The organism is Nocardia sp. NPDC059240, assembly GCF_042753865.1.
GTDB lineage: Bacteria > Actinomycetota > Actinomycetes > Mycobacteriales > Mycobacteriaceae > Nocardia.
This window is the reverse complement of sequence record NZ_JBHZAC010000004.1, coordinates 37,223-60,879: the sequence shown is the minus strand read 5'-3', so window position 1 is coordinate 60,879 and position 23,657 is coordinate 37,223. Positions and strand designations below refer to the sequence as shown.

25 protein-coding genes are annotated in these 23,657 nt (G+C 67.1%); 16 read left to right on the top strand and 9 right to left on the bottom strand.

Features of this window, described 5'->3' with window-relative positions; translation table 11 throughout:
• Positions 1-253: 253 nt before the first annotated feature.
• The 3 genes from ACFXHA_RS14840 to ACFXHA_RS14830 are packed head-to-tail and all read right to left on the bottom strand — an operon-like array spanning position 254 to position 2,898.
• Positions 254-910: a histidine phosphatase family protein gene (locus tag ACFXHA_RS14840; RefSeq protein ID WP_379356833.1), complete on the bottom strand. Its 657-nt coding sequence runs from the start codon at positions 908-910 to the stop codon at positions 254-256.
• A gap of 18 nt (positions 911-928) precedes the next feature.
• Complete coding sequence (locus ACFXHA_RS14835; protein WP_379356831.1) at positions 929-2,233, bottom strand: sensor histidine kinase; 1,305 nt, start codon at positions 2,231-2,233, stop codon at positions 929-931.
• On the bottom strand, positions 2,230-2,898 hold the full coding sequence (locus ACFXHA_RS14830) for a response regulator transcription factor (protein WP_379356829.1): 669 nt from the start codon (positions 2,896-2,898) through the stop codon (positions 2,230-2,232). Before ACFXHA_RS14830 ends, ACFXHA_RS14835 begins: the two co-directional genes overlap by 4 nt.
• 407 nt (positions 2,899-3,305) lie before the next feature.
• On the opposite strand from ACFXHA_RS14830, the gene nrdF reads away from it, so the two are divergent.
• Complete coding sequence (gene nrdF, locus ACFXHA_RS14825; protein WP_379356827.1) at positions 3,306-4,268, top strand: class 1b ribonucleoside-diphosphate reductase subunit beta; 963 nt, start codon at positions 3,306-3,308, stop codon at positions 4,266-4,268.
• 83 nt (positions 4,269-4,351) lie between these two features.
• Here nrdF and ACFXHA_RS14820 read toward each other — a convergent pair whose 3' ends face one another.
• On the bottom strand, positions 4,352-5,452 hold the full coding sequence (locus ACFXHA_RS14820; protein WP_379356825.1) for an ABC transporter substrate-binding protein: 1,101 nt from the start codon (positions 5,450-5,452) through the stop codon (positions 4,352-4,354).
• A gap of 180 nt (positions 5,453-5,632) precedes the next feature.
• Between ACFXHA_RS14820 and ctaD the strand changes: the two genes are divergently transcribed.
• From ctaD to ACFXHA_RS14765, 11 genes are all read left to right on the top strand, one after another.
• Positions 5,633-7,369 carry a cytochrome c oxidase subunit I gene (gene ctaD / locus ACFXHA_RS14815; RefSeq protein WP_379356823.1) on the top strand — a complete coding sequence of 579 codons (1,737 nt, stop codon included), beginning with the start codon at positions 5,633-5,635 and terminating at the stop codon, positions 7,367-7,369.
• Between the two features lie 111 nt (positions 7,370-7,480).
• On the top strand, positions 7,481-8,710 hold the full coding sequence (gene serB / locus ACFXHA_RS14810; RefSeq protein WP_379356821.1) for a phosphoserine phosphatase SerB: 1,230 nt from the start codon (positions 7,481-7,483) through the stop codon (positions 8,708-8,710).
• 85 nt (positions 8,711-8,795) lie between these two features.
• A complete protein-coding gene (locus tag ACFXHA_RS14805; RefSeq protein ID WP_379356819.1) occupies positions 8,796-9,266 on the top strand; it encodes a protease inhibitor I42 family protein in 471 nt (156 codons plus the stop codon).
• Between the two features lie 18 nt (positions 9,267-9,284).
• A complete protein-coding gene (locus ACFXHA_RS14800) occupies positions 9,285-10,088 on the top strand; it encodes a peptidyl-tRNA hydrolase (RefSeq protein WP_379356817.1) in 804 nt (267 codons plus the stop codon).
• Complete coding sequence (locus ACFXHA_RS14795; RefSeq protein WP_379356815.1) at positions 10,085-10,306, top strand: hypothetical protein; 222 nt, start codon at positions 10,085-10,087, stop codon at positions 10,304-10,306. The genes ACFXHA_RS14800 and ACFXHA_RS14795 overlap by 4 nt, the downstream gene beginning before the upstream one ends.
• A gap of 25 nt (positions 10,307-10,331) precedes the next feature.
• Entirely contained in the window at positions 10,332-11,165 is an 834-nt protein-coding gene (locus ACFXHA_RS14790; protein ID WP_379356813.1) for an ABC transporter ATP-binding protein, read from the top strand.
• Between the two features lie 114 nt (positions 11,166-11,279).
• Positions 11,280-11,726: a MoaF N-terminal domain-containing protein gene (locus ACFXHA_RS14785; protein WP_379356811.1), complete on the top strand. Its 447-nt coding sequence runs from the start codon at positions 11,280-11,282 to the stop codon at positions 11,724-11,726.
• A 58-nt stretch (positions 11,727-11,784) separates the two neighbouring features.
• Positions 11,785-12,630 carry an NUDIX hydrolase gene (locus tag ACFXHA_RS14780; RefSeq protein ID WP_379356809.1) on the top strand — a complete coding sequence of 282 codons (846 nt, stop codon included), beginning with the start codon at positions 11,785-11,787 and terminating at the stop codon, positions 12,628-12,630.
• Between the two features lie 11 nt (positions 12,631-12,641).
• A complete protein-coding gene (locus ACFXHA_RS14775) occupies positions 12,642-13,409 on the top strand; it encodes an enoyl-CoA hydratase-related protein (RefSeq protein WP_379356807.1) in 768 nt (255 codons plus the stop codon).
• A gap of 47 nt (positions 13,410-13,456) precedes the next feature.
• A complete protein-coding gene (locus tag ACFXHA_RS14770) occupies positions 13,457-14,434 on the top strand; it encodes a class I SAM-dependent methyltransferase (RefSeq protein WP_379356805.1) in 978 nt (325 codons plus the stop codon).
• Positions 14,435-15,631 carry a class I SAM-dependent methyltransferase gene (locus ACFXHA_RS14765; protein WP_379356803.1) on the top strand — a complete coding sequence of 399 codons (1,197 nt, stop codon included), beginning with the start codon at positions 14,435-14,437 and terminating at the stop codon, positions 15,629-15,631. It abuts the gene before it with no gap.
• Positions 15,632-15,642: 11 nt separating this feature from the next.
• On the opposite strand, the gene ACFXHA_RS14760 is transcribed toward ACFXHA_RS14765, so the two are convergent.
• Together ACFXHA_RS14760 and ACFXHA_RS14755 are read right to left on the bottom strand one after the other, a co-directional pair.
• A complete protein-coding gene (locus ACFXHA_RS14760) occupies positions 15,643-16,041 on the bottom strand; it encodes a PPOX class F420-dependent oxidoreductase (protein WP_379356801.1) in 399 nt (132 codons plus the stop codon).
• 11 nt (positions 16,042-16,052) lie between these two features.
• Positions 16,053-17,048 (bottom strand): SMP-30/gluconolactonase/LRE family protein, encoded by a 996-nt coding sequence (locus ACFXHA_RS14755; protein WP_379356799.1) that lies wholly within the window; start codon positions 17,046-17,048, stop codon positions 16,053-16,055.
• Positions 17,049-17,167: 119 nt separating this feature from the next.
• Between ACFXHA_RS14755 and ACFXHA_RS14750 the strand changes: the two genes are divergently transcribed.
• Positions 17,168-17,602, top strand: coding sequence for a MarR family winged helix-turn-helix transcriptional regulator (locus ACFXHA_RS14750; protein WP_379358255.1), 435 nt, complete (start codon positions 17,168-17,170; stop codon positions 17,600-17,602).
• 29 nt (positions 17,603-17,631) lie between these two features.
• Here the strand turns inward: ACFXHA_RS14750 and ACFXHA_RS14745 are convergent, their stop codons facing one another.
• The gene (locus ACFXHA_RS14745) at positions 17,632-18,102 is read right to left on the bottom strand and encodes a MarR family winged helix-turn-helix transcriptional regulator (RefSeq protein WP_379356797.1); all 471 of its coding nucleotides are present in this window, start codon (positions 18,100-18,102) and stop codon (positions 17,632-17,634) included.
• Positions 18,103-18,170: 68 nt separating this feature from the next.
• On the opposite strand from ACFXHA_RS14745, the gene ACFXHA_RS14740 reads away from it, so the two are divergent.
• On the top strand, positions 18,171-18,620 hold the full coding sequence (locus ACFXHA_RS14740; protein ID WP_379356795.1) for a MarR family winged helix-turn-helix transcriptional regulator: 450 nt from the start codon (positions 18,171-18,173) through the stop codon (positions 18,618-18,620).
• On the opposite strand, the gene ACFXHA_RS14735 is transcribed toward ACFXHA_RS14740, so the two are convergent.
• Positions 18,621-19,958, bottom strand: coding sequence for a PQQ-binding-like beta-propeller repeat protein (locus ACFXHA_RS14735; RefSeq protein WP_379356793.1), 1,338 nt, complete (start codon positions 19,956-19,958; stop codon positions 18,621-18,623). It lies immediately after the preceding gene.
• Between the two features lie 148 nt (positions 19,959-20,106).
• Here ACFXHA_RS14735 and ACFXHA_RS14730 point away from each other — a divergent pair, with 148 nt between their 5' ends.
• Entirely contained in the window at positions 20,107-20,844 is a 738-nt protein-coding gene (locus tag ACFXHA_RS14730) for an acyltransferase (protein ID WP_379358254.1), read from the top strand.
• On the top strand, positions 20,841-21,383 hold the full coding sequence (locus tag ACFXHA_RS14725; protein ID WP_379356791.1) for a DUF1697 domain-containing protein: 543 nt from the start codon (positions 20,841-20,843) through the stop codon (positions 21,381-21,383). Before ACFXHA_RS14730 ends, ACFXHA_RS14725 begins: the two co-directional genes overlap by 4 nt.
• A gap of 32 nt (positions 21,384-21,415) precedes the next feature.
• Here ACFXHA_RS14725 and ACFXHA_RS14720 read toward each other — a convergent pair whose 3' ends face one another.
• Positions 21,416-23,572 carry an MMPL family transporter gene (locus ACFXHA_RS14720; protein WP_379356789.1) on the bottom strand — a complete coding sequence of 719 codons (2,157 nt, stop codon included), beginning with the start codon at positions 23,570-23,572 and terminating at the stop codon, positions 21,416-21,418.
• Positions 23,573-23,657 lie beyond the last annotated feature (85 nt).

The window sequence follows — 23,657 nt, the reverse complement described above, 5'->3', positions numbered from 1 at the left end:
GCAGTCCAGGTGAACAGCGCGTAAACATAGTGTGCTGCAACGAATCGCGGTCCGATGAGGTCACAGGTCGAGCGACCGGTAGGGATCGTGGTGAATGTTGCTGATGACGGCCTCGAATTGAGGGTTTCGTCCTGGGGGCTTGACGCTTCGAGGCGCCCTCGATGGCTCTAATTCGGCTCCGCCCCGACGGTTGCCGACGTCCGAAACGTTGCATTGTTATTCATCGGACGACTTTGGGGGGCTGGTGGCTCGTTCAGGGCAAGTGACTCGTGTCGTTGTAAACGGAGGACACCATTCCGGAATCGCCACGCTCCCAACGGCTTATCGACGCATTGCCAACCTCTGCGCCGGTCTGCGCCCGGATATCGGCCTCGTCTATTTCGCCGAAGATGTAGCGGGTAAGCACGATCGCGATGTCATGGGTGAAGATCAGGACGTGGCCCTGTAGCTCCCGCAGCACGGCACGCAGGCGCAAGGCGACATCCGGCCAGGACTCGCCACCGGCGGGCCGATGATAGAAACGGCCGACCCGCTGCAACCGGAGGTGCTCGTCCGGAAGCCGGCGCTCGATGCCGAATGCGGTGAGCCCGAACAAGACACCGGTCTCGCGATCACGGAGCCGCTCGTCGAACCGTGGCACCGGCATTTCCAGGCCGCTCAGCGCCAGCCGTGCGGTCTCGCGCGTGCGCAGGTAGGGGGAACACAGCACCAGGTCGAAATCCGGCTCCAGGGTGGCCAGGCGCGGACCGACGGCCGCCGCCTGCGCGGCACCACGCTCGGTCAGCGGCACCTCGGAATCACTTATGCCCGTGATGAACTCGTCGCTCCCGGTGTACGGGGCGGCATTGACGACGCTCTCGCCGTGCCGCACCAGCGTCAGTGATTCCAGTCCCGATCCGACAGCCTCCATGGACCCATCGTGCGGGACTCAGCGTCGCGCGTCGACCGGATTGCCCACCGTGATGTCGGCGGGCGGCAGCCACAGCGTGGCGATGGTGCCGCCGCCGGCCGCGGGCTCGATGGAGGCATTGCCGCCGTGCGCCTCCGCCACCCACGCCACCAGCGCCAGCCCGATGCCGTTACGTCCGGTGCGCCCGGCCGCCCCGCGATTGAACGGACTGGCCGACATCACCGGGTCCACGCCGGGCCCGTGGTCTCGAATGCTGACGCGGCCCTCCGCGACATGCACCTCCACGGGTGCCGCGCGATTGACGGCACCGTGGGTCAGCCCGTTCTCCAGCATGTTCCGGATCGCCAGGCTCAGCAGTTGCGGATCGCCCACCACCACGCTCGGATGCGCGGTCACCACCAGGCGTGGATCCCCGGCCTCCTCGGCCACCGCCTCGGCGAGCTGATCCAGGCGCAGCAGCGTGCGCTCGGGTTCGGCGATGCCGGACTGCATGCGGGCGCGCGCCAGCAGCCCGGTCACCAAGCGTGCCATGCGATCCGCCAGGCGGCGGGCCTCCGCGAGCGTCTGCTGCACCTCGTCGGGCTTGGGCCGGGATTCGGTGAGCAGCTTCAAAGTGGTGAGCGGCGTACGCAATTCGTGTGCGGCATCGCCCAGGAACTGCTCGTGCTCGTCGAGCAGGCGTAAGGCCTGCCGCTGGGTGCGGCCCGACAGTAGGAAGGTGGCGGCGGCCGACAGCAGCACCAGCAGCGCGCCGCCGATCGTCAACTCCCACACCAGGGTTCGATGCGCGCCCGGATCGGCCATGGATTCGGTGCCGGCCAGGATGACGACGATGGTGTCCCAATCGCTCCAGAACACCGGGGTGCCCGACACCGTCACCGAGCGGCCGGTGATATCGGTCCCGCCGTAACGGTGGCCCTGATAGAGGATCCCGTCCGCGCCGTCCTCGATTTGTGTTGCGAGCGTGGCGATCTGGGCATCATCGGGCATGTAGGAACGCTGGTAGGTGTGTGCCTGCTTCCAGGACTCGCCCGGCTTGCGGACCTCCACCACCACGGCCGTGGACCCCTTGGCCAGTTCGTCGTCGATGACGGTGGACAGGTCCAGGGTCTGCTTGTCGTCGTGCTGGATGGCGCGGGCCAGTCCGCCCGACACCCGCTCGACCTGATCGTTGGCGCGGGTCTCGCGCGCATGCGCGTCGACGGAGGCGGCGACATAGCCGAAGATCAGCACGGCCGCCGCGGTGATGACGGTTGCCAGCGCGGTCATCAACCAGCGGGCCCGATTCATCCGGGCCACCACGGGGGAGCGGTGCGAGCTCACGACAGCACCCCGGCGATGAGGAACCCGGTACCGCGCACGGTCTCGATCACGCTGGGCTCGCCCAGCTTGCGGCGCAGCTTGGCGACCACCGCGTCCACCACATTCGAGGCGGGCTCGGCCATTTCGTCCCAGCAGCATTCGATGAGATCGGTGCGGGTGACCACGCTGCCGCGGCGGGTGGCCATGAGTTCCAGGACCGCGAACTCCTTGGGCGTCAACGCCAGCATGATGCCGCCGCGGGTGACCCGCCGTCGCATCAGGTCGATATCGATGTCCGCCACCGCGATCCGGGAACTGGTCGGCTGCTCGCGGCGACGGCACAGTGCCCGCACCCGCATCACCAGCTCCGGGAGCGCGAAGGGTTTGGTCAGATAGTCGTCGGCGCCGGACTCGAATCCGGCCAGCCGGTCGTGCAGGCCGTCGCGGCCGGTGAGCATGAGCGCGGGCACCGTGTGGCCGGAGCCGCGCACCCCGGCGACCAGGTCCAGGCCGTCACCATCGGGCAGGCCGCGATCCACCACCAGGCAGTCGTAGCGATTGATGGAGATCTTGAAATCCGCGTCGGCGATGCTCTGGGCGAGGTCCACCGCGAACCCGGCCGAGCGCAACCCATCGGTTACCTCGCGGCAGAGCTGGTAGTCGTCCTCTAGCACCAAAACACGCACAGAGGCAGAGAGTAGGGCATACCGGACGGCTGCCCAACGGTTCCGGAGATGGCCTTTGCGGAAAATGATCGAAAAATGATCGAGCGGCAATCCCCTTCGCCGCCAGCGCCTCCCGACCTTCTCACGGAACCACCCTCCCGGTCGAGGACTTTTCGGCGAGCGTCGGCATCTGATCGGCAAACCTGGTCCGGTGCGCGGCTCGCCCACCCCGGCTCGCTGTGACGGATTGCACGGCTGTAATTTTCTGCAGTCGGTGGCGTACGTGCCCAGAGCCTTTTCGCATTCTCGCAGGACACCTTGAAGACACAAGGTGTTGTGCTGCGCGGGGTTGTCGTCCACCAGTAGTAGTGTTCAGGGCAGGAAGACTCCGCAGGGCCAGGCGAGCTGAGAAGGGTGTGTGAGCGGGTGTGAAGCTGATCGATCGAGTAACCGCGATCAATTGGAACCGCGTACAGGACGAGAAGGACGCCGAGGTCTGGGATCGGCTCACCGGCAACTTCTGGTTGCCGGAAAAGGTGCCGGTCTCCAATGACATCCCATCCTGGAACACGTTGACCGCCAATGAGAAGCAACTCACCATGCGAGTCTTCACCGGCCTCACCCTGCTCGACACCATCCAGGGCACGGTCGGCGCGGTCAGCCTGATCCCGGACGCGATCACCCCGCACGAAGAAGCGGTGATGACCAACATCGCCTTCATGGAGTCGGTGCACGCCAAGAGCTACAGCTCCATCTTCTCCACGCTGTGCTCCACCCGCGAGATCGACGAAGCCTTCCGCTGGTCCGAGGAGAACCGGAACCTGCAGCGCAAGGCCGAGATCGTGCTCGAGTACTACAACGGCGAGGACCCGCTCAAGCGCAAGGTGGCCTCCACCCTGCTGGAGTCGTTCCTCTTCTACTCCGGCTTCTACCTGCCCATGCACTGGTCCTCGCGGGCCAAGCTCACCAACACCGCCGACATGATCCGCCTGATCATCCGCGACGAGGCCGTGCACGGCTACTACATCGGCTACAAGTACCAGAAGGGCCTCGAACTCGTCTCCGAGGCCGAGCGCGAAGAACTCAAGGCCTACACCTTCGAGTTGCTCTTCGAGCTCTACGAGAACGAGGTCGAATACACCCAGGACCTCTACGACGAGGTCGGCCTGACCGAGGACGTCAAGAAGTTCTTGCGCTACAACGCGAACAAGGCCCTGATGAACCTCGGCTACGAGGGCCTGTTCCCCAAGGACGAGTGCGATGTCAACCCCGCCATCCTCTCGGCCCTCTCCCCGAACGCCGACGAGAACCACGACTTCTTCTCCGGCTCCGGCTCGAGCTACGTGATCGGCAAGGCCGTCAACACCGAAGACGAGGACTGGGAGTTCTGAGCTCCTGACAGACGAACGGCCCCGGGCGAATTCGCGCGGGGCCGTTTGCTTTTCGGGCCTTCGTCAGTCTTTTCGAGCTCTCGTCAGTCGGTGACGAAGCCGTTGAGGTTGGAGCGCATGTCGTCGAGGAGGGCGCGGGCGGCGGTGATGCCGCTGCCGTGCCAGACGGAGTCCTCGACGGCGAATTCGCGGCGGTCGCTGACTGCGGCGAGCTTCTTCCAGTCGTCGCTCTGCATGACGGACTTGCCGTACTTCAGACCGTCGGGGCCGTTGAACATGAGGAAGATGAGATCGCCCTCCAGCTTGTTGCGGTCGGACTCGGTGGCGAGGGTGGTCACGGTGAAGGAGTCGCCGCGCTGGGGGGCGGGGCGTTGGACGCCCGCGTCGCCGAGGACCTGGGCGGCGAAGGTGTTGCCGCCCTGGACCGCAATGTCGTTGGCGTCGAAGCGGATTACCGAGGCCTGGGTGAGGGCGGCGTTCGCGGCGGTGCCCGCGTCCTTGGCGGCGGTGCGGTAGTCGGCCAGGGCCTGGGTGCCCGCAGTCTTGCGGTCCATCGCCTCGGCGAAACCGCTGAAGGTCGCCTGCCAGCCGTTCTCGTCACCCACCAGGACGGTCGGGGCGATGCCCTTCAACACGTCGTACTGGTTGCCGTCGGCGGCGGGGCCGATGATCAGATCCGGTTTCAGCTCAGCGATTTTCGCGGGATCGGGGCTGTCGGCCAGGCCGACCGCGGGAATCGTGAGGACGCCGGTGCCCAGGTAGGCGGGCTGCGGTGTGGTCCCGGCGAGCGTGGTCGTGCCGACCACGCGCTCCCACAGGCCCAGTGCGCAGGTGGCGTCCAGCGCGGCGGTAGACAACACCACGATGCGCTTGGGATCGGCCGGAACCTCGGAGGTGCCCGACGCGTGCGTGACCGACTTCGTTCCCGCGGCGGCGTCGGGGCTCGACGGCAGCGGGCACGCCTTGCTGGTGTCGCGTTCGATCCCGACCACGGCCGCACCCGCGATATTCGTGGTGGTGCGAACGATATTCGCCGAGTTGTCATCGGTCTTGCTGCATCCCGCGGCTAGGCCCACCGTCGTCAGCAACGCCACCGAGACCAATCCCACACTGCGCAAACCGCGCAAAGAGGAAAAGGTGGAGGCGAACGTGTTTCGGGTGGAAGCGGACTCGCGCACCGGCATGCCGGGCAGCCTACAACGGTGCCTCGCGACTCCCAATTACGACACAGAGTAGGACCCGTGGCGAGCGCCGTCCGAACACGGTTTACGATCTCTCACAGCGCAAGCCAACCGTCGTTCGTCATCCTGCCGAACCGGACGCCGGAAGCAGCGTACGAACGATGGCATACCTGTGGAGGTTTCGTGACTGCCGTAGAACCGCGGCCGGCCAGCCTTGTGGAGGCGGCGCGGCCCTATCCGCAAAGGACAGGTCCGAAGGGCTCGTTCATCTTCAAGATGGTCACCACGACGGACCCGAAGGTTCTCGGCGTCATGTACCTGGTGACGGCCATGTCCTTCTTCCTCGTCGGCGGCATCATGGCGCTGCTCATGCGCGCCGAGCTGGCCCGGCCGGGCATGCAGTTCCTCTCGCCCGAGCAGTTCAACCAGCTGTTCACCATGCACGGCACGATCATGCTGCTGTTCTACGCGACCGCGATCGTGTTCGGCTTCGCCAACATCATCCTGCCGCTGCAGATCGGCGCCCCCGACGTGGCGTTCCCGCGTCTGAACGCGTTCAGCTACTGGCTGTACCTGTTCGGCGGCACCATGGCGACCGCGGGTTTCATCACCCCCGGTGGCGCGGCCGACTTCGGCTGGACCGCCTACGCCCCGCTCTCGGACATCGTGCACTCGCCCGGTGTCGGCGGTGACCTGTGGATCCTGGGTCTGGCCGTCTCCGGTCTGGGCACCATCCTCGGTGGCGTCAACATGCTCACCACCGTGGTCTGCCTGCGCTGCCCGGGTATGACCATGTTCCGGATGCCGATCTTCACCTGGAACATCGCCGTCACCTCGGTGCTGGTGCTGCTGGCCTTCCCGCTGTTGACCGCGGCCCTGTTCGGCCTGGCCTACGACCGCCACCTCGGCGGCCACATCTACGACCCGGCCAACGGCGGTGTGCTGCTCTACCAGCACCTGTTCTGGTACTTCGGCCACCCCGAGGTGTACATCATCGCGCTGCCGTTCTTCGGCATCGTCTCGGAGATCTTCCCGGTCTTCAGCCGTAAGCCGATCTTCGGTTACACCACCCTGGTCTACGCGACGCTCGGTATCGCGGCCCTCTCGATCGCCGTGTGGGCACACCACATGTACGCGACCGGCGCGGTGCTGCTGCCGTACTTCTCGTTCATGACCTTCCTCATCGCGGTTCCGACCGGTGTGAAGTTCTTCAACTGGATCGGCACCATGTGGCGAGGCCAGCTCACCTTCGAAACCCCGATGCTCTGGTCGGTCGGCTTCCTGGTGACCTTCCTCTTCGGTGGTCTGTCCGGCGTCATCCTCGCGAGCCCGCCGATCGACTTCCACGTGTCCGACACCTACTTCGTGGTCGCGCACTTCCACTACGTGCTCTTCGGCACCATCGTGTTCGCCACCTTCGCGGGCATCTACTTCTGGTTCCCGAAGATGACCGGCCGCATGATGGACGAGCGTCTGGGCAAGTGGCACTTCTGGGCGACCTTCGTCGGCTTCCACACCACGTTCCTGGTGCAGCACTGGCTGGGCAACATGGGTATGCCGCGTCGTTACGCCGACTACCTGCCGTCCGACGGCTTCACCACCCTGAACACCATCTCCACGATCGGTGCCTTCATCCTGGGTGCGTCGATGCTGCCGTTCATCTGGAACGTCTTCAAGTCCTACCGCTACGGCGAGGTCGTGACCGTGGACGATCCGTGGGGTTACGGCAACTCGCTGGAGTGGGCGACCTCCTGCCCGCCGCCGCGGCACAACTTCTACGAACTGCCCCGAATCCGTTCGGAGCGTCCGGCTTTCGAGCTGCACTACCCGCACATGGTGGATCGCATGCGCGCCGAGGCCCACGTGGGCTGGGGCTCCAAGTCCCACCACGTGGCCGAGCTGGACAAGGTTTCCAGCTAGCCTGACCCCTGAAATGGCGGCCGTCCGAGACGGCCGCCATTTTTGTTTCTGACAGAATGAGCAGCGCATCGCAGGCATGGTCGATGCGTTTTCCGAGATGGGAGTCATCGATTGAGTACGTCGGACACGACGGTTCTGGTCACGGTCACCGGACCCGACAAGCCGGGCGTCACATCGGTGCTCCTCGCCGCCCTGGCCAATAACGGGGTCAGCCTGCTGGACGTGGAACAGGTCGTCATCCGGGGACGCCTGACGCTGGGCGTGCTGGTGTCGTGTCCCACCGACCCCGAAGCCCTGCAGGATCAGCTCGAGGACGCCATGGCGTCCATCGGCATGGACGTGGATGTGGCGATCGGCGCGAGCGCGGTCTCGGGCGCGAAGCTCTCCACCCACGCGGTCGTCGTGATCGGCTCCCCGGTCACCGCCCGCGCCTTCAGCGCCATCGCGCGCAAGCTGGCCGCACAGCGGGTCAACATCGACTCCATCCGCGGCATCGCCGACTACCCGGTGACCGGTCTCGAACTCATGGTCACCGTGCCCACCGCGGACGCCGAATCCGAGACCGAACTGCGCACCGCCCTGGCCGCCGTGGCCGCCAAGGAGAGCGTCGACGTCGCCGTCGAGCGCGCGGGCCTGGCCCGACGGGCCAAGCGGCTCATCGTCTTCGATGTGGACTCCACCCTGATCCAGGGCGAGGTCATCGAGATGCTGGCCGCCCATGCCGGGGTCGAGGACGAGGTCCGCAAGGTCACCGAGGCCGCCATGCGCGGTGAACTCGACTTCGCCGAATCGCTGCGCCAGCGCGTGGCCACCCTCGCCGGCCTGGACGCGTCGGTCATCGACGAGGTCGCCGAGCGCATCGAACTCACCCCCGGCGCGCGCACCACCATTCGCACGCTGCGCCGCTTGGGTTTCCGCTGCGGTGTCGTCTCCGGTGGTTTCCGTCAGGTCATCGAGCCCCTGGCCCACGAGCTGGAACTGGACTTCGTGCAGGCCAACACCCTCGAGATCCGCGACGGCAAGCTCACCGGCGCGGTCACCGGCGAAATCGTCGACCGGGCCGCGAAAGCCGTTGCGCTGCGCCGTTTCGCCGCCGAGACCGGCGTGGCCATGGAGCAGACCGTCGCGGTCGGTGACGGCGCGAACGATATCGACATGCTCAATGCCGCCGGACTGGGCATCGCCTTCAATGCCAAGCCCGCGCTGCGCGAGGTCGCCGACGCCGCGCTGTCGCATCCGTTCCTGGACGCGGTGCTGTTCATCCTCGGCGTCACCCGCGACGAGGTGGAGGCCGCCGACGCTCGTGACGGCGGCATCCGGCGCGTGCCCCTGCCTCGCTAGCGCGTGCCGTTGCCCCGGTAAGGGACGCTCGATCGGTAGCGTTGGTCGGCGTATCAGGCCACGATCCGAAGGAGTATCCGTGCGCATGCGTTTGCCGTTGGTGATGCTGGCACTGTCCGGGCTGGCGCTGACCGCCTGCGGCCACTCCAATCCGAACGAGGCGAAACCGGTGTCGGCCACCAGCGTCGCCGTCACCACCGCGGTGCAGGCGACCTCCGGCGAGCACCCCGCCTTGACGGCCGGCGCGGATTCCGACGGCAAGGAACTGACGCTGACCGGCGGGCAGGGCTTGATCGTCTCCCTGGAAGCCAACCCGACCACCGGATACGCCTGGGTGCTGGGCAGTCTGGACCAGGCGATCGTGAAGCAGAACGGATCCGCCGAGTACGAGCAGGACCCCAACCCGGACGGCAAGGTCGGCGTGGGCGGCAAATCCGTGCTGAACTTCGTCGCGGTGAGCCCGGGAGCCACCCAGCTCGTTCTGGAATACAAGCGGGCGTGGGAGCAAGGCATCGACCCCGCCAAGCGTTTCACCCTGAACCTGACGGTTCACTAGGTAGTTCGAGGAGTTGTGTTGTCCAGCATCGAATCCACCCTCGATGCCGGATTCGCGGCGCGGCACGCGGAGCTGGCCAGGGGTTACGGCGGCGGGGGAGACCCCGAGGATCCGGCCCTGGTCCAGGCGATGCCCATGGTGCTGCACATTCCGAAGCACGAGCCGCCCAATCGCAGCGCGCTGCTGGCGGCCGCGGCCTCGTCGGTGGTCGCCCTGTGCCTGGACGAACGTGTCGGTCCCGACGGCGAGTGGGAGGAGCGCTATCTGACCTGGAAGCGTTCCCGCATCCGCAAGGTGGCCCGGCGTGCCCGCGGCGCGCAGTGGCTGGCGGTGCAGGAAGTCGCCGGTGTCACAGTCGAATTCGCGGGTGCGCAGGCCCGCGCCTTCGTGCCCGGCCCGGTCGGCGAGGTGGATCCGCGCATTCGACGCCTGCAGATCAGCGGCACCGAACTACCGTCCGATGACCCGATCGCAATCGATCCGGAATCTCCGGTGCTGTGGGTGAACGCGGAATTGGGTATGACTGTAGGGAAGGCCGCGGCACAGGTAGGGCACGCGAGCATGTTGCTGGCGGGCGCTCTTCCGGTGGCGCGGGCGTATGCCTGGGCCGCACAAGGGTTCCGGTGCACTGTCGCGGACGCCGATCCCATCCAGTGGGCGGCGTTGCAGCGGCAGGTGGCCCAGGGTGGCGCGGTGGCGGTGCGGGATGCCGGTTTCACCGAGGTGGCTCCGGGGTCGACGACCGTGATCGCGGTGGACTTACCCGATCGAGTGGGCAAGGATCGATTCACGAGTTTCCTAGAGAGGAAACCACCGAAATGACAACACTGCTGGTTGTTCTCATCGTGTGGGCGGTGCTCTCGATCCCGGTCGCGCTGATCCTGGGCCGGATGTTCCGGTCGACGCGTGCGGACGCGCGAGACCGCGGATTGCCTGCTTCGGAGCGCGAACTATCGGAATTCGATACGCGCACACACGAAATCGCTTATCGGCGCCGCATTTCCGGGGAGGACACGCACCAAGTTCACCCACCACGTTGACGATCGCCGGAGGCGGTGGGCCAAGATGGACCCCGTGCCGCAACCGGATCCCGATCTGCTCATCGATTTCAGCGACGTCACCGTCCGACGTTCCGGACATACCCTGGTCGGTCCGGTCACCTGGCAGGTGGAATTGGACGAACGCTGGGTGGTGCTCGGCCCCAACGGCGCCGGGAAGACCTCCCTGCTGCGCATGGCCGCCGCCGAAATGCACCCCACCTCCGGCGTCGCGAACCTGCTCGGTGAGACGCTCGGCCGGGTCGACATCAATGAACTACGCCCGCGCATCGGGATCTCCTCGGCGGCCATCGCCAGCCGGGTGCCGCTCGACGAGAAGGTCGCCGACCTGGTGGTTTCCGCCGGTTACGCGGTGATGGGGCGCTGGCGGGAGCGCTATGACGACATGGATACCGATCGCGCGGTCGACATTCTGGAAAGCCTGGGCGCGGAACATCTTTCCGATCGCACCTACGGGACGCTGTCGGAGGGTGAGCGCAAACGCGTGCTCATCGCCCGCGCCCTGATGACCGATCCGGAACTGCTGCTGCTGGACGAACCCGCCGCCGGACTCGACCTGGGCGGGCGTGAAGAACTGGTGGAACGCCTCGGCGACCTGGCCGCCGACCCCGACGCACCCGCCACCGTGCTGGTCACCCACCACGTGGAGGAGATCCCGCCCGGCTTCACCCACGGCATGCTCCTCAACGAGGGCAGCGTGGTCGCGCAGGGCCTGCTCACCGACGTCCTCACCTCCGAGAACTTGAGTGACGCGTTCCGCCAAGCGATTCAGCTCGACCAGATCGACGGCCGCTACTTCGCCCGCCGCGCGCAACGCTTCGGCCGCCACCGCAATCGCTGATGCACCGCTGATTGTTCGGCAACCGTTCAGCAGAGTCTCCGGCGCGCTGCGATTGCATCCGGCACCAGGTGTGGGCAAACTGTCCGCAACTGCCGTGTACGGAGGGAGTGGGCGTTGGGCCGGAGCATCGGTGCGTTGGCGTTACTGGCCATCGCCCTCGCCGCCACCGGGTGTGTCGCCGATCCACCGGCCGCCCAGCAGGTTTCGAGATCACACGCCGCGGAGACCCTCGGCAAGGCCGCGGTCCCGTCGGATCTGAACGGTAAGACGGTGCAGCTCGGCTACGACTCCGGCTCGGGCGGGACGATCACCTTCTCCGCCGACGGCGGCACCGTCACCTACACCGCCGCCGACACCGGACGCCAGACCAGCACCCCCGTCGCTGTCGAATCCGTCGAGGCCGGAATCTTCCTGGTCACCTGGACCGATGACACCGGCGCGGTGGTCAGCCAAGTGCAGGACTATCGCACCGGCAAGGTCGAGGGCACCTGGACCCGGCACGACCCCGCGGGCCGGCCGATCATCGAAACCCGCACCGGATCAGTCCATTTGACGGACTGACCAGCGTGCCCCGCAACCCGTGCTGTCGCTTAGCCGAGGCAACAGTTATGGTCCGAATGTGAGCGAAGCAATTGCCCGGCCCGATTCCCAGCCGACCGCCGCGCCCATCAAGGACGCTTCCACGGTCGTTCTGGTGCGCGACGGAGCGCACGGGCCCGAGGTCTTCCTGCAGCGACGCGTCGGCAGTATGGCCTTCGCGGCGGGCATGACCGTCTTCCCCGGCGGCGGTGTGGACCCGTCCGACGCGGCCGTCACCCTGGACTGGACCGGACCCGAACCCGCCTGGTGGGGCGAACGATTCGGCGGCATCGACGCGGGCCGCGCGCAGGCGCTGGTGTGCGCGGCGGTGCGCGAGACCTTCGAGGAATGCGGTGTGCTGCTGGCGGGACCGACCGCCGACAGCATCGTCAGCGACACCTCCGTCTACGCCGAGGCGCGGGCGCAGCTGGAACGGCGCGAGCTGTCGTTCGCCGAATTCCTCACCCGCGAAAACCTGGTGCTGCGCGCGGATCTGCTGCGGCCCTGGGATCACTGGATCACCCCGGAGGTCGAGCCGCGCCGCTACGACACCCGCTTCTTCGTCGCCGTGCTGCCGGAAGGTCAGCTCGCCGACGGCGACACCTCCGAGGCCGAGGTCGTCACCTGGTGCACGCCCACCGAGGCCATCGACCGCTGGCATCAGGGCCTGGACGTGCTGCTCCCGCCGACCTGGACGCAGCTCGCCGCGCTGAACGAATTCGCTTCCACCGCCGAGATTCTCGCGGCCGAGCGCACCATCGCCCCGATCATGCCGATCTACGACCCCTCCGGCAACGGCCCGGCATTGGCCTTCCCGAACGCCGACCGCTACTTCGCCGAGCTCCCGGACAACTCGCGCATCCGCGGTTCCCAGCGCCCCGAGTAGGGTGTCGCACCGTGGCCGAATTCGTGACCGTGGACCGGGGTGTGGCAGAGCGTATTGCCGTGCTGCGCATCGCACGCCCGCCGATGAATCTGATCGATCTCCAGGTGGCGCTGGAGGTGGCGGGCGCGGTCGAGGAGATCGGCAAGGACGACTCGATCTCGGCGGTCGTGGTCTACGGCGACGAGCGCGTGTTCAGTGCCGGTGACGAAATGGCCGAGCTGGCGAAGCTCACCGGCGAGCAGGCGTCGGCCATGGTCGAGGACTTCCAGTCGGCGCTGAACTCCCTGGCCCGCCTGCCCCAGCCGACCGTGGCCGCCATCAGCGGATACGCGCTGGGCGCGGGGCTGGAACTGGCCCTGGCCGCCGATCGCCGCATCATCGGCGACAACGTGAAACTCGGCCTGCCGCAGATCAAGGCGGGCCTGATTCCGCTGGCCGGTATCCGCCGCCTGAGCCTGCTCATCGGCCCGTCCGCCGCCAAGGATCTGGTCTACAGCGGTCGCTTCGTCGACCACAAGGAAGCCGCGGCGCTCGGCCTGGTCGACGAGGTTGTCGCGCCTGACGATGTGTTCACCGCCGCGCTGCGCTGGGCGAAGCAATTCACGGGTGGTCCGAGCCTGGCTCTGGCCGCCGCCAAACGGGTCTTCGAGGCGGGTACGCACGGCCATGATCGGGCGCGTCGCGAATGGGTGGATCTGTTCGGCACCGAAGATCAGCAGGTTGGAACGCGTTCCTATTTGGACAATGGTCCGGACGCGGTCCCGTTCACGGGCCGTTAAGTAGCCCGATAACACCCCTCACCGGGGTATTCATTAGGCTGCCCTGCATGACAGTTGGTCCTGAAGACCCCGCGCCGAACCCGCACGCCACCGAGGCAGAGGTCCAGGCCGCGTATAGCGACAACAAGCTGGCCCAGGTCCTTTACCACGACTGGGAAGCCGAGACCTACGACGACAAGTGGTCGATCTCCTACGACGAGCGCTGCATCGAGTACGCGCGCGGTCGTTTCGACGCCGTCGCCCCCAGCTCCGAAGTGCCCTACGACCGCGCCCTCGAACTCGGCTGCGGCACCGGCTTCTTCCTGCTCAACCTGATGCAAGCCGGGGTCGCCAAGCGCGGCTCGGTCACCGACCTGTCCCCGGGCATGGTCAAGGTCGCCACCCGCAACGGCCAGAACCTCGGCCTCGACGTGGACGGCCGGGTCGCCGACGCCGAGACCATCCCGTACGAGGACGACACCTTCGATCTGGTCGTCGGCCACGCCGTGCTGCACCACATCCCCGATGTGGAGCTCGCGCTCAAGGAGTGCCTGCGCGTGCTGAAGCCCGGTGGGCGTTTCGTGTTCGCCGGTGAGCCGACCACCATCGGCAATATCTACGCGCGCCGCCTCGGCCAGCTCACGTGGAAGGTCACCACCAACATCACCAAGCTGCCGTTCCTGAGCAGCTGGCGTCGCCCGCAGGAGGAGCTCGACGAGTCCTCCCGCGCCGCCGCCCTCGAGGCCGTCGTCGACCTGCACACCTTCGATCCCTCCGACCTGGAGCGCATGGCCTCCAGTGCCGGCGCCATCGAGGTCCAGGCCAAGACCGAGGAATTCGCCGCCGCCCTGTGGGGCTGGCCGGTCCGCACCTTCGAGGCCGCCGTGCCGGACGAGAAGCTGACCATCGGCTACCGCATGGCCCAGTACCGCGCGTGGCTGGCCTTCTCGGCCCTCGACGAAAAGGTCCTGCGCCACGTGGTGCCCCGCCAGTTCTTCTACAACGCCATGATCACCGGCGTGAAGCCCGGCACCTCCGCCAAGTAGGTGGCCTACACCTTCTCTCGCGACGACATCGCCTACCTCACCAGTGCCCCCGGCGTGGCCGCACTGGCCGAGGTAGGCGATTTCGCGCTCACCCCGGCCTCCCTCCTGAAAGATCTGGAGCGAGTCCGCAAGTCCCACGCGGACTTTGCCTCCGCCCTCGTCGAAACCGTCCGCCTCCGCCGCCGCGCCGCCGTCAAACTCGACAACGCCCAGCACTGGCTCTTCACCGACGACGCCCTGCAACAGGCAACCCCAACCGCCGTGGCCCGCCACCGCGCCCAACGCCTCGCAGGCCGCACCGTCCACGACGTCACCTGCTCGATCGGCGCGGAACTCGCCGCTCTCGCCGAAGCCTGCCCGGCCGTCATCGGCAGCGATCTCGACGCCACCCGCCTGGCCATGGCCGCCCACAATCTCGGTGCGGCACAACTGGAATCGACCGGCCATGTCCGATCCCCACGGAATGTCGTATTGGTTCAGGCGGATGCGTTGGTGCCGTGCAGTTCCGCCGAGGTGGTGATCGCCGATCCCGCGCGGCGCGCGGATGGGCGGCGTACCCATGACCCCGCGAAGCTGCAGCCGCCTCTGCCGGATCTGCTGGCGGCATACGCGGGGCGCGACCTCGCCGTGAAGTGTGCTCCCGGACTGGATTTCGACAAGCTCGCCTGGGCGGGGGAGGTCGAGGTTGTGTCGTTGGACGGGGCGGTGCGGGAAGCCTGCCTGTGGTCACCGGGGCTCACGGAGCCGGGCGTCACCCGACGTGCGACGGTGCTGTCGTCCACCGGCGAGCCGTGGACCCTCACCGATGTCGACTCGGATGACATTCCCGAGCGTGAGCCGGGGGAGTGGATCATCGACCCGGACGGGGCGGTGGTGCGGGCCGGGCTGGTGCGGCATTACGCGGCGAAACATGGTCTGTGGCAGCTGGATCCGCGGATCGCGTATCTCACCGGCGACAAGGTGCCGGAGGGGGTGCGCGGGTTCCGGATTCTCGATCGGATGGAGTTCCGGGAGAAGCCGTTGCGGGCGGAACTGCATCGGCGCGATTGCGGGCCGCTCGAAATCCTCACGCGGGGCGTCGATATCGATCCGGACGCGTTGCGTAGTCGCATCAAACCCCGTGGCAGCCAGCCGTATTCGCTGGTGGTCACGCGAATCGGCCGGACGGCAACGGTTTTCCTCTGCGCTACCCCGTAAATCGGCCGGGGTCAGCCCTGGAAGGTGACGCGGGTTGGGCGCATGACGAGGATGACGCGGTCGGGGTGGTCGCCGACCGGCTTCTCGTAGGGCAGGCCGTAGCGCTGTGCCAGGACGTCGAAGAACTCGCCCTCCGGGTCGGTGTCGATGCGCTCGATGATGCCGCGCACCTCGAGGTAGCGGTAGGGCGCGTCCGGGTCGTTGATGCTGACGGCCACATGCGGGTCGCGAGAAGTGTTGCGGTGCTTGGCGCGTGTCGTGGTTGTGGTGAAGCGTAGGAATTCGCCGTCCCAGATCTGCCAGATCGGGGTCACCTGCGGGGTGCCGTCGGGGTTGAGGGTGGCCAGGTGGGCGAAGAGCGGGCGGGTCAGCAGGTCTTCGTACTTGTCGGGGATGATCGGGTGGGTCATGGTGTGCTCCTTCAGAGTTGGGTGATGTCGACGATGCGGAACGGGGCGGGTGTGCCCGCGCCGTAGGGGCCGTTCTTGTCGAACTGGGAGACCGTCACCAGGGCGTGGCCGCCGGTGTGCACGATCGAGGTGGGAATGTCGAGGGCGGGATCGGTGATGCGGTGCCGCAGTTCGGCTTTCGTGCCGTCCGCGTCGAACTGCCAGCGGCTGACCGCGTTCCCCTTGTTGTGCACCACCCACAGCGTATCGCCGTGCATTTCCAGGCCGTCCCCGTCGACGGCGTTCCCGCCGGTCAAGGCGACCTTGCGCACGGCCGCCGAGGCATCGGTCGCGACCCGGTACAGGTCACCGTTGGTCATGTCGACCACGATCAGGTACCGGCCCGCGTCATCGGCCGCGAGACCGTTGAGCACCATGGCCTGTTGTGCGGCAGGGTCTTTCGCCGCCCCGAGGTCGGCGTGGACACGCAGTTCGCCGCCGTGCCCGCCGTGCGCGAGCGCGTCCGCGATCTGCTCCGGCGCGATGCGGTAGACCACCGGCCGCCCGCTGTCGGTGACGTACACGCTGCCGTCGGGGGTGATCACCAGATCGTTGAGGAACGCCTTGTCTGGCGCGGGCACGTCGAATCGGGCCACCAGGGCACGAGTCGTGGTGTCGTACACCGCGATTCCCGCCGTGTGGTCGATCACCCACAGTCGCCCGGCGGAATCCACCTTCACGCCGTTGGCGGTCTTGCGGCCGTCGGTGCCCGCGGGCAGGAAGGTCTCGGCCTTCGGGTTGCCCGGCGTAGCCCGGTAGACGGCCCCGGTCAGAAATGAGCTGGCGTAGATGTCGCCGGTGCGCGGATCGGCCGTGATGCTCTCCGGATACGCCCCGTCGGGCAGTTCGTAGGCGGTGCTGATGCGGTCGGCGGCAGGGGCCGTTGCGTCGCTGTTGCCGCACGCGGTGAGCGCGAGCAGGAGGACCGCCGCCGCCGGTGCGGCCCAGCGGCGAATCGGGTGTGGCATGGGGGAGCCTTTCGAACCAGTCGAGCTGACATCAAGGTGTGAGAGCGAAGATAGATTAGAGCTCTAATATTCGTCAAGACTCGAATAGATCGATGGGTTATCATGCTCCGGTGACGTCGATGCCGGTCGAAGAACGCCTCGGAAGCTTCATCAAGCGCGCCGAACAGGCGCTCATGGGCGCGAAGAACGCCGCCCTCAAACCCGCGGGCGTGACCATCCCGCAGTACGCCGCGCTCTACGTGCTCAGCGAGAACCCCGGCATCTCCGCCGCCGAACTGGCCCGCCGCTGCGGCGTCACCCCGCCCACCATGAACACGGTGCTGGGCAATCTGCGCGACCGCGGCCTCATCGAGCGCACCCCGCACGCCTGGCACCGCAATGTGCTCGAGACCAGCCTCACCGCGGAGGGCCGCAAGGTCATGCACGCCGCCGACAAGCGCGCCGTGCCGGTGGAACGAGCCCTGGCGGCCGAGTTCACCGAGGCCGAACGCGCGGCGCTCATGGACATGCTCGAGCGCGCGGCCACCGTGCTGGATTCGGTGCGGCCGGACTGACTCTCGGGCTCAGCCGTTGAACTCCGCGTCTACTCCGGATCGCGAGCGCTGACGGCTCCGAAATCGCTCACGAATCTGGTGAGCAGCCGGGCGAACTCAGTGCGGTCGCCGGCCTTCCAGTCCGCTGTCGCCGCGGCGAAGACGGCCTGGCGATTGGCGTGGGCGCGGTCGAGCGCGGACCGGGCGGCGGCCGTCAGGTGCAGGTGGATGCGGCGGGCGTCGAGCTGGTCGGCGCGGCGTTCGAGGAGTCCCTCGCCGACCGCGCGCGCAACCAGTCGGCTGGCGCGCGGCTGATCCACACCCAGCGCCCCGGCGATATCGGTGACCGTGGCTTCGCCGTCCCGGGTCTCGACCGCATCGAGCACCCCGAAGATCGTCGGGTCGACCGCCGCACCACCCGCGCGGGCCGCGAATTTGCCGAGCGCGCGGCGGGTTTGGCTGCGCCGGATGGCCACCATGGCCCGCTCGATGGCGACGATCGCGGGGTCGCTGTCCTTCATGCTTGCCATTCTACAATTACTTGCTATCTTACATATACATGTAATCGAACAACTGATTGGAAGCCGCCATGAACGAGCCATCCAAGACTGCGACCCCCAAGCCGATCGGCTACTGGTTCAAGCACATCGACAAGACCCTGGAGGACAACTTCGTTGCCCTCCTCGCCGCCGACGGTCTACGCCGCCGCCACTGGCAGATCATGCACACCCTCTCGGGCGGCCCACTGGACGCGACCGCACTCGACGTGGCGCTGTCCCCGTTCCTGAACCCCCAGGACCCCACCGCCACACCGTATGTCGCCGCCCTCGCCGAGCGTGGCTGGGTGCTGATCGACGCCACCGGCACGCACTCGCTCAGCGCCGACGGTGTCACCGCACACGCGAACCTGTTCGAGCGCATCCAGATTCAACGCCGAGCCGTCACCGAAGGCCTCACCGACGACGACTACCGCACGCTGCTGGATCTCCTGCAGCGTGTATCGGCCAATGTCGACCGCTTCGCAATGACGTTGCGCTAGTTACTTTTCCGGCTTGAAGGTGAACAGCTCACCGATGCGAGTGGCTACCACGACCTCGCCCTGCTCGCCGACCGAGGTGCCCACGGTGCTGCCTTCCGCGCCCGGGAGCTCGTTGGACTGGACCGTCGCGCCCGACTTGGTGTCGAAGGTGACCAGGGTCAGCTTGTCGCCGATCGGCGCCACCGTGTAGCCGGTGCCGCCCGCCGTCTGGACGGGGCGACCACGTAGTTCCAGATCCTTACGCTCCCAGGCGATCTCGGCGCGATCGCCCTTGTCGCGCAGGGCCATCAGGTGCCCCTCGTCGCCGGCGGGCACCAGCAGACCGTCGGAGACCGAGATGCCGCCGCGGGCCGGGAAGCCGAGGTCCTGGGTCCATTTGGTCTTACCGGTCGAGGCATCAACGGCCAGTAGGCGATTCGTGTTGTCGCCCACATACACCGTCGAGCCGTCGGCCGACAGGGCCGGGCTGGTGGCGCTGCCCTCGGTGAGCATTTTGGCGCTCCAGTCGGTCTGGACGTTCTTGCCGTTGTAGGTGAGCGCGACCAGTTCCGCGTCACCCTCGCCCGGCTTCCACACGGTCGCGTAGAAGCGGCCCGACTTCTGGTCCACGGCAGACACATTCGCGACCGGGCACTGCGGGCCACCGGTCGCGCAATCCTCGAGGCCCTGCCCGTCCGGCGGGCGGTTGAGCGCGGGGGTGGTCAGGAAGTCCGGGTCGCCGAGCAGCTGGACGGTGGGGACCTTGCGGTCGCCGGTCTGGCGGCTCATCACATCGATCTGTCCGGACTGCGTCACCGACAGGACATTTCCGTCCCCGGTGAACTGCACGGAGACCGGCGTGCCCGCGGCCGGCGTGCGCCAGCGCGGCTGCCCGAGATTGTTGAAGGAGTTCACCGCGCCGTCGTCGCCGACGTACACATTGCCGGTGCCGTCCACCGCGGATCCGCCGTCGACGGCGCTGGGGCCCATCGGATTGCAGAAGCGCTTGCGCCCGGTGGGCATCTGGAAGGAGAGGATCTCGCACGCGGAGGTCCGGGTGGTGACGTACAGCTGTCCGTCCCCGCCGATCATGACCGGCTGCGCCACCGGACCACCCACCGGGCGCGACCAATTCAACGCCAGCTTGCGCGAACCCGTCACCGGGGTGGACCCACTGTTGTGGGCGTCGCGGAACGCCAGCGGCCAGCCCTTGCCCGGACCCACGCCGATGTCGTCGACCTTGGTGCTGCCGTACGCGCAGGCGGTCAACGCGAATAGCCCGGCGCCCGTCAGTGCCAGCACCTTGGCGCCGGTGCGCGTGCGTCGTTCACGTCCGGTCTGCCGCCTGCCGTTTCGCACCTGCTGGTGTCCCTTCTGCCAGTACGGAAGTCTGAGAATTCTCGCCGGGCCGCTACAGCCGCAGCACAGCCTACTTTCACGCCCTGAGAAGGGGGCGGATACCCTCGTTGAAACGACCGGTGAACACAGGGAGTAGTTCGTGACGAGCATGTGGGGCGCACCCTTGAGCGCGCGTTGGCGGGGATCGCGGCGCCGGGATCCGGAGCAGGCGCGTTTCCTCACTCCCGCCTCGTTCAGATGGGTGCTCGCCAATCGCGCGTACACGCCCTGGTATCTGGTGCGCTACTACCGGCTGGCCAAGTTCAAGCTGGCCAACCCGCATGTGGTGTTGCGCGGCATGGTGTTCCTGGGCCGCAATGTCGAGATCCACGCCACCCCCGATCTGGGACGGTTGGAGATCGGCCGCTGGGTGCACATCGGTGACGGCAATGCCATTCGCTGCCACGAGGGTTCGCTGCGCATCGGCGACAAGGTGGTGTTCGGCAAGGACAACGTCGTCAACACCTACCTCGATATCGAGATCGGCGAGTCGACCCTCGTCGCGGACTGGTGCTACATCTGCGACTTCGACCATGTCACCGACGACATCAACCTGCCCATCAAGGATCAGGGCATCGTGAAGTCGCCGGTCCGCATCGGCCCCGACACCTGGATCGCCGCCAAGGTGACCGTCCTGCGCTCCACCCGCGTCGGCCGCGGCTGCGTTCTCGGCGCACACGCCGTGGTCAAGGGCGACGTCCCCGACTACTCGATCGCCGTCGGCGCCCCCGCCCGGGTCGTCAAGAACCGCAAGGACGCCTGGGACTCCGCCGCCGAGAAGCGCGCCGCCCACCTCGAGGCCCTCGCCGACATCGAACGCAAGAAGAACGGCGTCACCGCGTCGTGAACCACTACGCCGCCTTCCTGCGCGGGATCATGCCCAGCAACCCCAACATGCGCAACGACAAGCTGCGCGGCGTCTTCGAGGGCCTGGGCTTCGAAAAGGTGAGCCCGCTGCTCTCCAGCGGCAACGTGGTCTTCCAGACCAAGGATTCGAAGGTCCCAGCCCTCGAATCCCGCATCCAGAAAGCCCTCAACGCCGAACTCGGCATCCCCGGCGGCACCTTGATCCGCACCCGCGACCAACTCCAGACCCTGGTCGATTCCGACCCTTTCGCGGGTTTGACCCACTGCCGCGAGACCTACCTGACCGTGACCTTTGTCCGCGACACCCCCGAGTCGCTCCCGGTATTCCCCGCCGACGACACGAACACGGTCAAGGTGGTCCGCTTCGACCCCGCCGCCGCAGCCCTCCTGTCGATCATCGACAACACCGACCCCAGCACCACGAACTTCATGCAGGTAGTCGAAAAAACCCTCGGCAATGACATCACCACCCGCACCTTCCTCACCGTCCAGAAGGCCCTGAAAAAGATGGATGCCTGACCGCTGTGCGGTCAGGCATCCGGGGATTCGATTCAGCGGGTGTAGCTGTGTTGCGTTGTCCGCCAATCGGATTCGTCGTAGAAGCCGGAGTCGACGGGCTCGACCCGGCCGACGCGGCTCGGCCACCATGCCTTGCGGCCGAGTAGTGCGGTGATGGCCGGGGTGAAGAACATCGCCATGACGAAGGCGGAGAGGGCGATGCCGAAGGAGATGGCGAAGCCCATCTGGCTGAGCATGGAGTTGCCCGCCAGCATCATCGAGGCGAAGGTGCCTGCCAGGATGAGGCCCGCGGCGGCGATGGTGGGGCCGGTGTGGCGCAGGCTCAGGGCAGCCGCCCTACGCGGATCGTTGCCCTCCTCGGCTTCCTCACGCAGTCGGGCCACCATCAGGATGTTGTAGTCGGTGCCCAGGGCGATGACGAACATGTACATGATGATCGGCAGCGAGAAGATCAGGCCCGAATTGCCTTGGACCCGTTGGAATACCAGGACCGCCGCACCCAGGGTGGCCGCGAAGCCGAGGCCGACCGCACCCATCAGGTACCACGGTGCGACGACGCTGCGCAGTAGCAGGGCCAGGACCAGGGCGATGAGGATGGCCGCCACCGGGAACACGATCTTGTAGTCGTGGTTCATCGCGGCCTTGAAATCGACCAGCACCGAAGACATTCCGCCGACGTAGGCGCTGCTGCCGATCGGTGCCGCCGCATGCGCGCCGTCCCGCAGGGGTCCGCGGACCGTCGCCAGTGCGGCGTCGGAGGTCGGCTCGGTGGTGAGGGTGACCTGGAATTCGGCGATCGACTTATCTGCCGAGACCCGTGGCGTGCCGACCTGCCCGACACCGGAAATGGCGGCCAATGCGGTCCGGTAGTCGCCCAGTTGCGCGTCGCTCAGGGTGCCGTCCGAGTGCAGGTACACCAGTGACGGCTGGGTGGCCCCCGCAGGCATGCCCTTGAGCAGTTCCTTGCTGTAGACGGTGGATTCGGTCGTATCGGAGGTGGATGCGGAGCTCATGTCGAAGGTCGGATGGAAGCCGAAGGCGGCCAGACCGAGGGCCACCAGGATCGCTCCCGCAGCGGCGGCGAAGACGCCGGGCCGGCGGCCCAGCCCGCGGCCGAGCGCGGCGAACAACGCGCCCTTCGGTTCCTGCTGCCAGGACTTCGACGGCCAGAACACCTTGGTGCCCAGCTTGGAGACGATGGCGGGGACCAGGGTCAGGCCCGCCAGCATGGCGACCGCGACGGCGATGGCCAGCGCCGGGCCGAGCGCGCGGAACATGCCCAGCGAGGACAGAGTCAGCGCCAGGAAGGCGATGATCACCGCACCCGCGGCGGAGGTGATGGCCTCGCCCACCCGGGTGACCGCGCTGATCATGGCGGTCTTGGGATCCTCGCCGGCGCGCAGGCGTTCCCGGTAGCGGAACATCAGGAACAGGATGTAATCGGTTCCGACGCCGAACAATACGACGGTCAGCAGCGAGTTGACCGAGCTGTCCACCTTCAGGTCGAAGGCGTGGGCGACGATGGCGATCAGCCCGCCGACCGTGCTCGAGATCGCGCCGATGGTGATGACCGGCAGCAGCGCGATCACCGGGCTGCGGAAGATCACCAGCATCAGGACCAGGATCAGCACGACCGTGGCGATCCCGATGATGGCCATGCCCTTGTTGCCGGACTCGGTCTGATCGAGGGTCTGTGCTGCGGTGCCGGTGATACCGGCCTTCAAATCCGAACCGGAGACCTGCTGCTTCAGTTCCTCGCGCAACGCCTTGACCGCGTCGGTCTGGGTCTTGTCGCTCGGATCCGTGGTCTTGGCCATCTGCACGGCGATCACCTGGATCGAGCCGCTCGCAGCGGCCGGTGTCGCCTGAATCCCGGTGACGCCCTTGACGTTATGGCTGCTCAGGTCCGCGGCGACGGCGGTGACGCGGTCCGAGTCGGCTGCGGTCAGCGCGGTCCCGTCGGCCCGTTCCACCACGATCAACGCGGCGGGGGTCACATCGTCGGGAAAGGCCTTCTGCTGCAAGTCCATCGCCTGGATGGATTCGTAATGTGATGGCAGGAACGCGGATTGGTCGGTAGTCGCGGTGAGCTTCGGCGCCAGCCCCACCACCGCGATGGTGGCGAGCACCCAGAGGGCGATCACCTTCCACGGGTGATTGACGGCAATGCGCCCGAGTAGAGCGAACATTGGAGGATTCCTTTCGAGAAATACCGGACCGGCTGTTGACCTTGTTCGGAGACCACGGTCGCGAGCCGGGCTGATACGGACCTGA

Excerpts from the sequence above, each read along its gene's own strand:
- ACFXHA_RS14840 (WP_379356833.1), bottom strand. The coding sequence starts at position 910 with ATGGAGGCTGTCGGATCGGGACTGGAATCACTGACGCTGGTGCGGCAC.
- ACFXHA_RS14820 (WP_379356825.1), bottom strand. The coding sequence starts at position 5,452 with ATGCCGGTGCGCGAGTCCGCTTCCACCCGAAACACGTTCGCCTCCACC.
- ACFXHA_RS14805 (WP_379356819.1), top strand. The coding sequence starts at position 8,796 with ATGCGTTTGCCGTTGGTGATGCTGGCACTGTCCGGGCTGGCGCTGACC.
- ACFXHA_RS14795 (WP_379356815.1), top strand. The coding sequence starts at position 10,085 with ATGACAACACTGCTGGTTGTTCTCATCGTGTGGGCGGTGCTCTCGATC.
- ACFXHA_RS14790 (WP_379356813.1), top strand. The coding sequence starts at position 10,332 with ATGGACCCCGTGCCGCAACCGGATCCCGATCTGCTCATCGATTTCAGC.
- ACFXHA_RS14770 (WP_379356805.1), top strand. The coding sequence starts at position 13,457 with ATGACAGTTGGTCCTGAAGACCCCGCGCCGAACCCGCACGCCACCGAG.
- ACFXHA_RS14760 (WP_379356801.1), bottom strand. The coding sequence starts at position 16,041 with ATGACCCACCCGATCATCCCCGACAAGTACGAAGACCTGCTGACCCGC.
- ACFXHA_RS14755 (WP_379356799.1), bottom strand. The coding sequence starts at position 17,048 with ATGCCACACCCGATTCGCCGCTGGGCCGCACCGGCGGCGGCGGTCCTC.
- ACFXHA_RS14750 (WP_379358255.1), top strand. The coding sequence starts at position 17,168 with ATGCCGGTCGAAGAACGCCTCGGAAGCTTCATCAAGCGCGCCGAACAG.
- ACFXHA_RS14745 (WP_379356797.1), bottom strand. The coding sequence starts at position 18,102 with ATGAAGGACAGCGACCCCGCGATCGTCGCCATCGAGCGGGCCATGGTG.
- ACFXHA_RS14740 (WP_379356795.1), top strand. The coding sequence starts at position 18,171 with ATGAACGAGCCATCCAAGACTGCGACCCCCAAGCCGATCGGCTACTGG.
- ACFXHA_RS14730 (WP_379358254.1), top strand. The coding sequence starts at position 20,107 with ATGTGGGGCGCACCCTTGAGCGCGCGTTGGCGGGGATCGCGGCGCCGG.
- ACFXHA_RS14720 (WP_379356789.1), bottom strand. The coding sequence starts at position 23,572 with ATGTTCGCTCTACTCGGGCGCATTGCCGTCAATCACCCGTGGAAGGTG.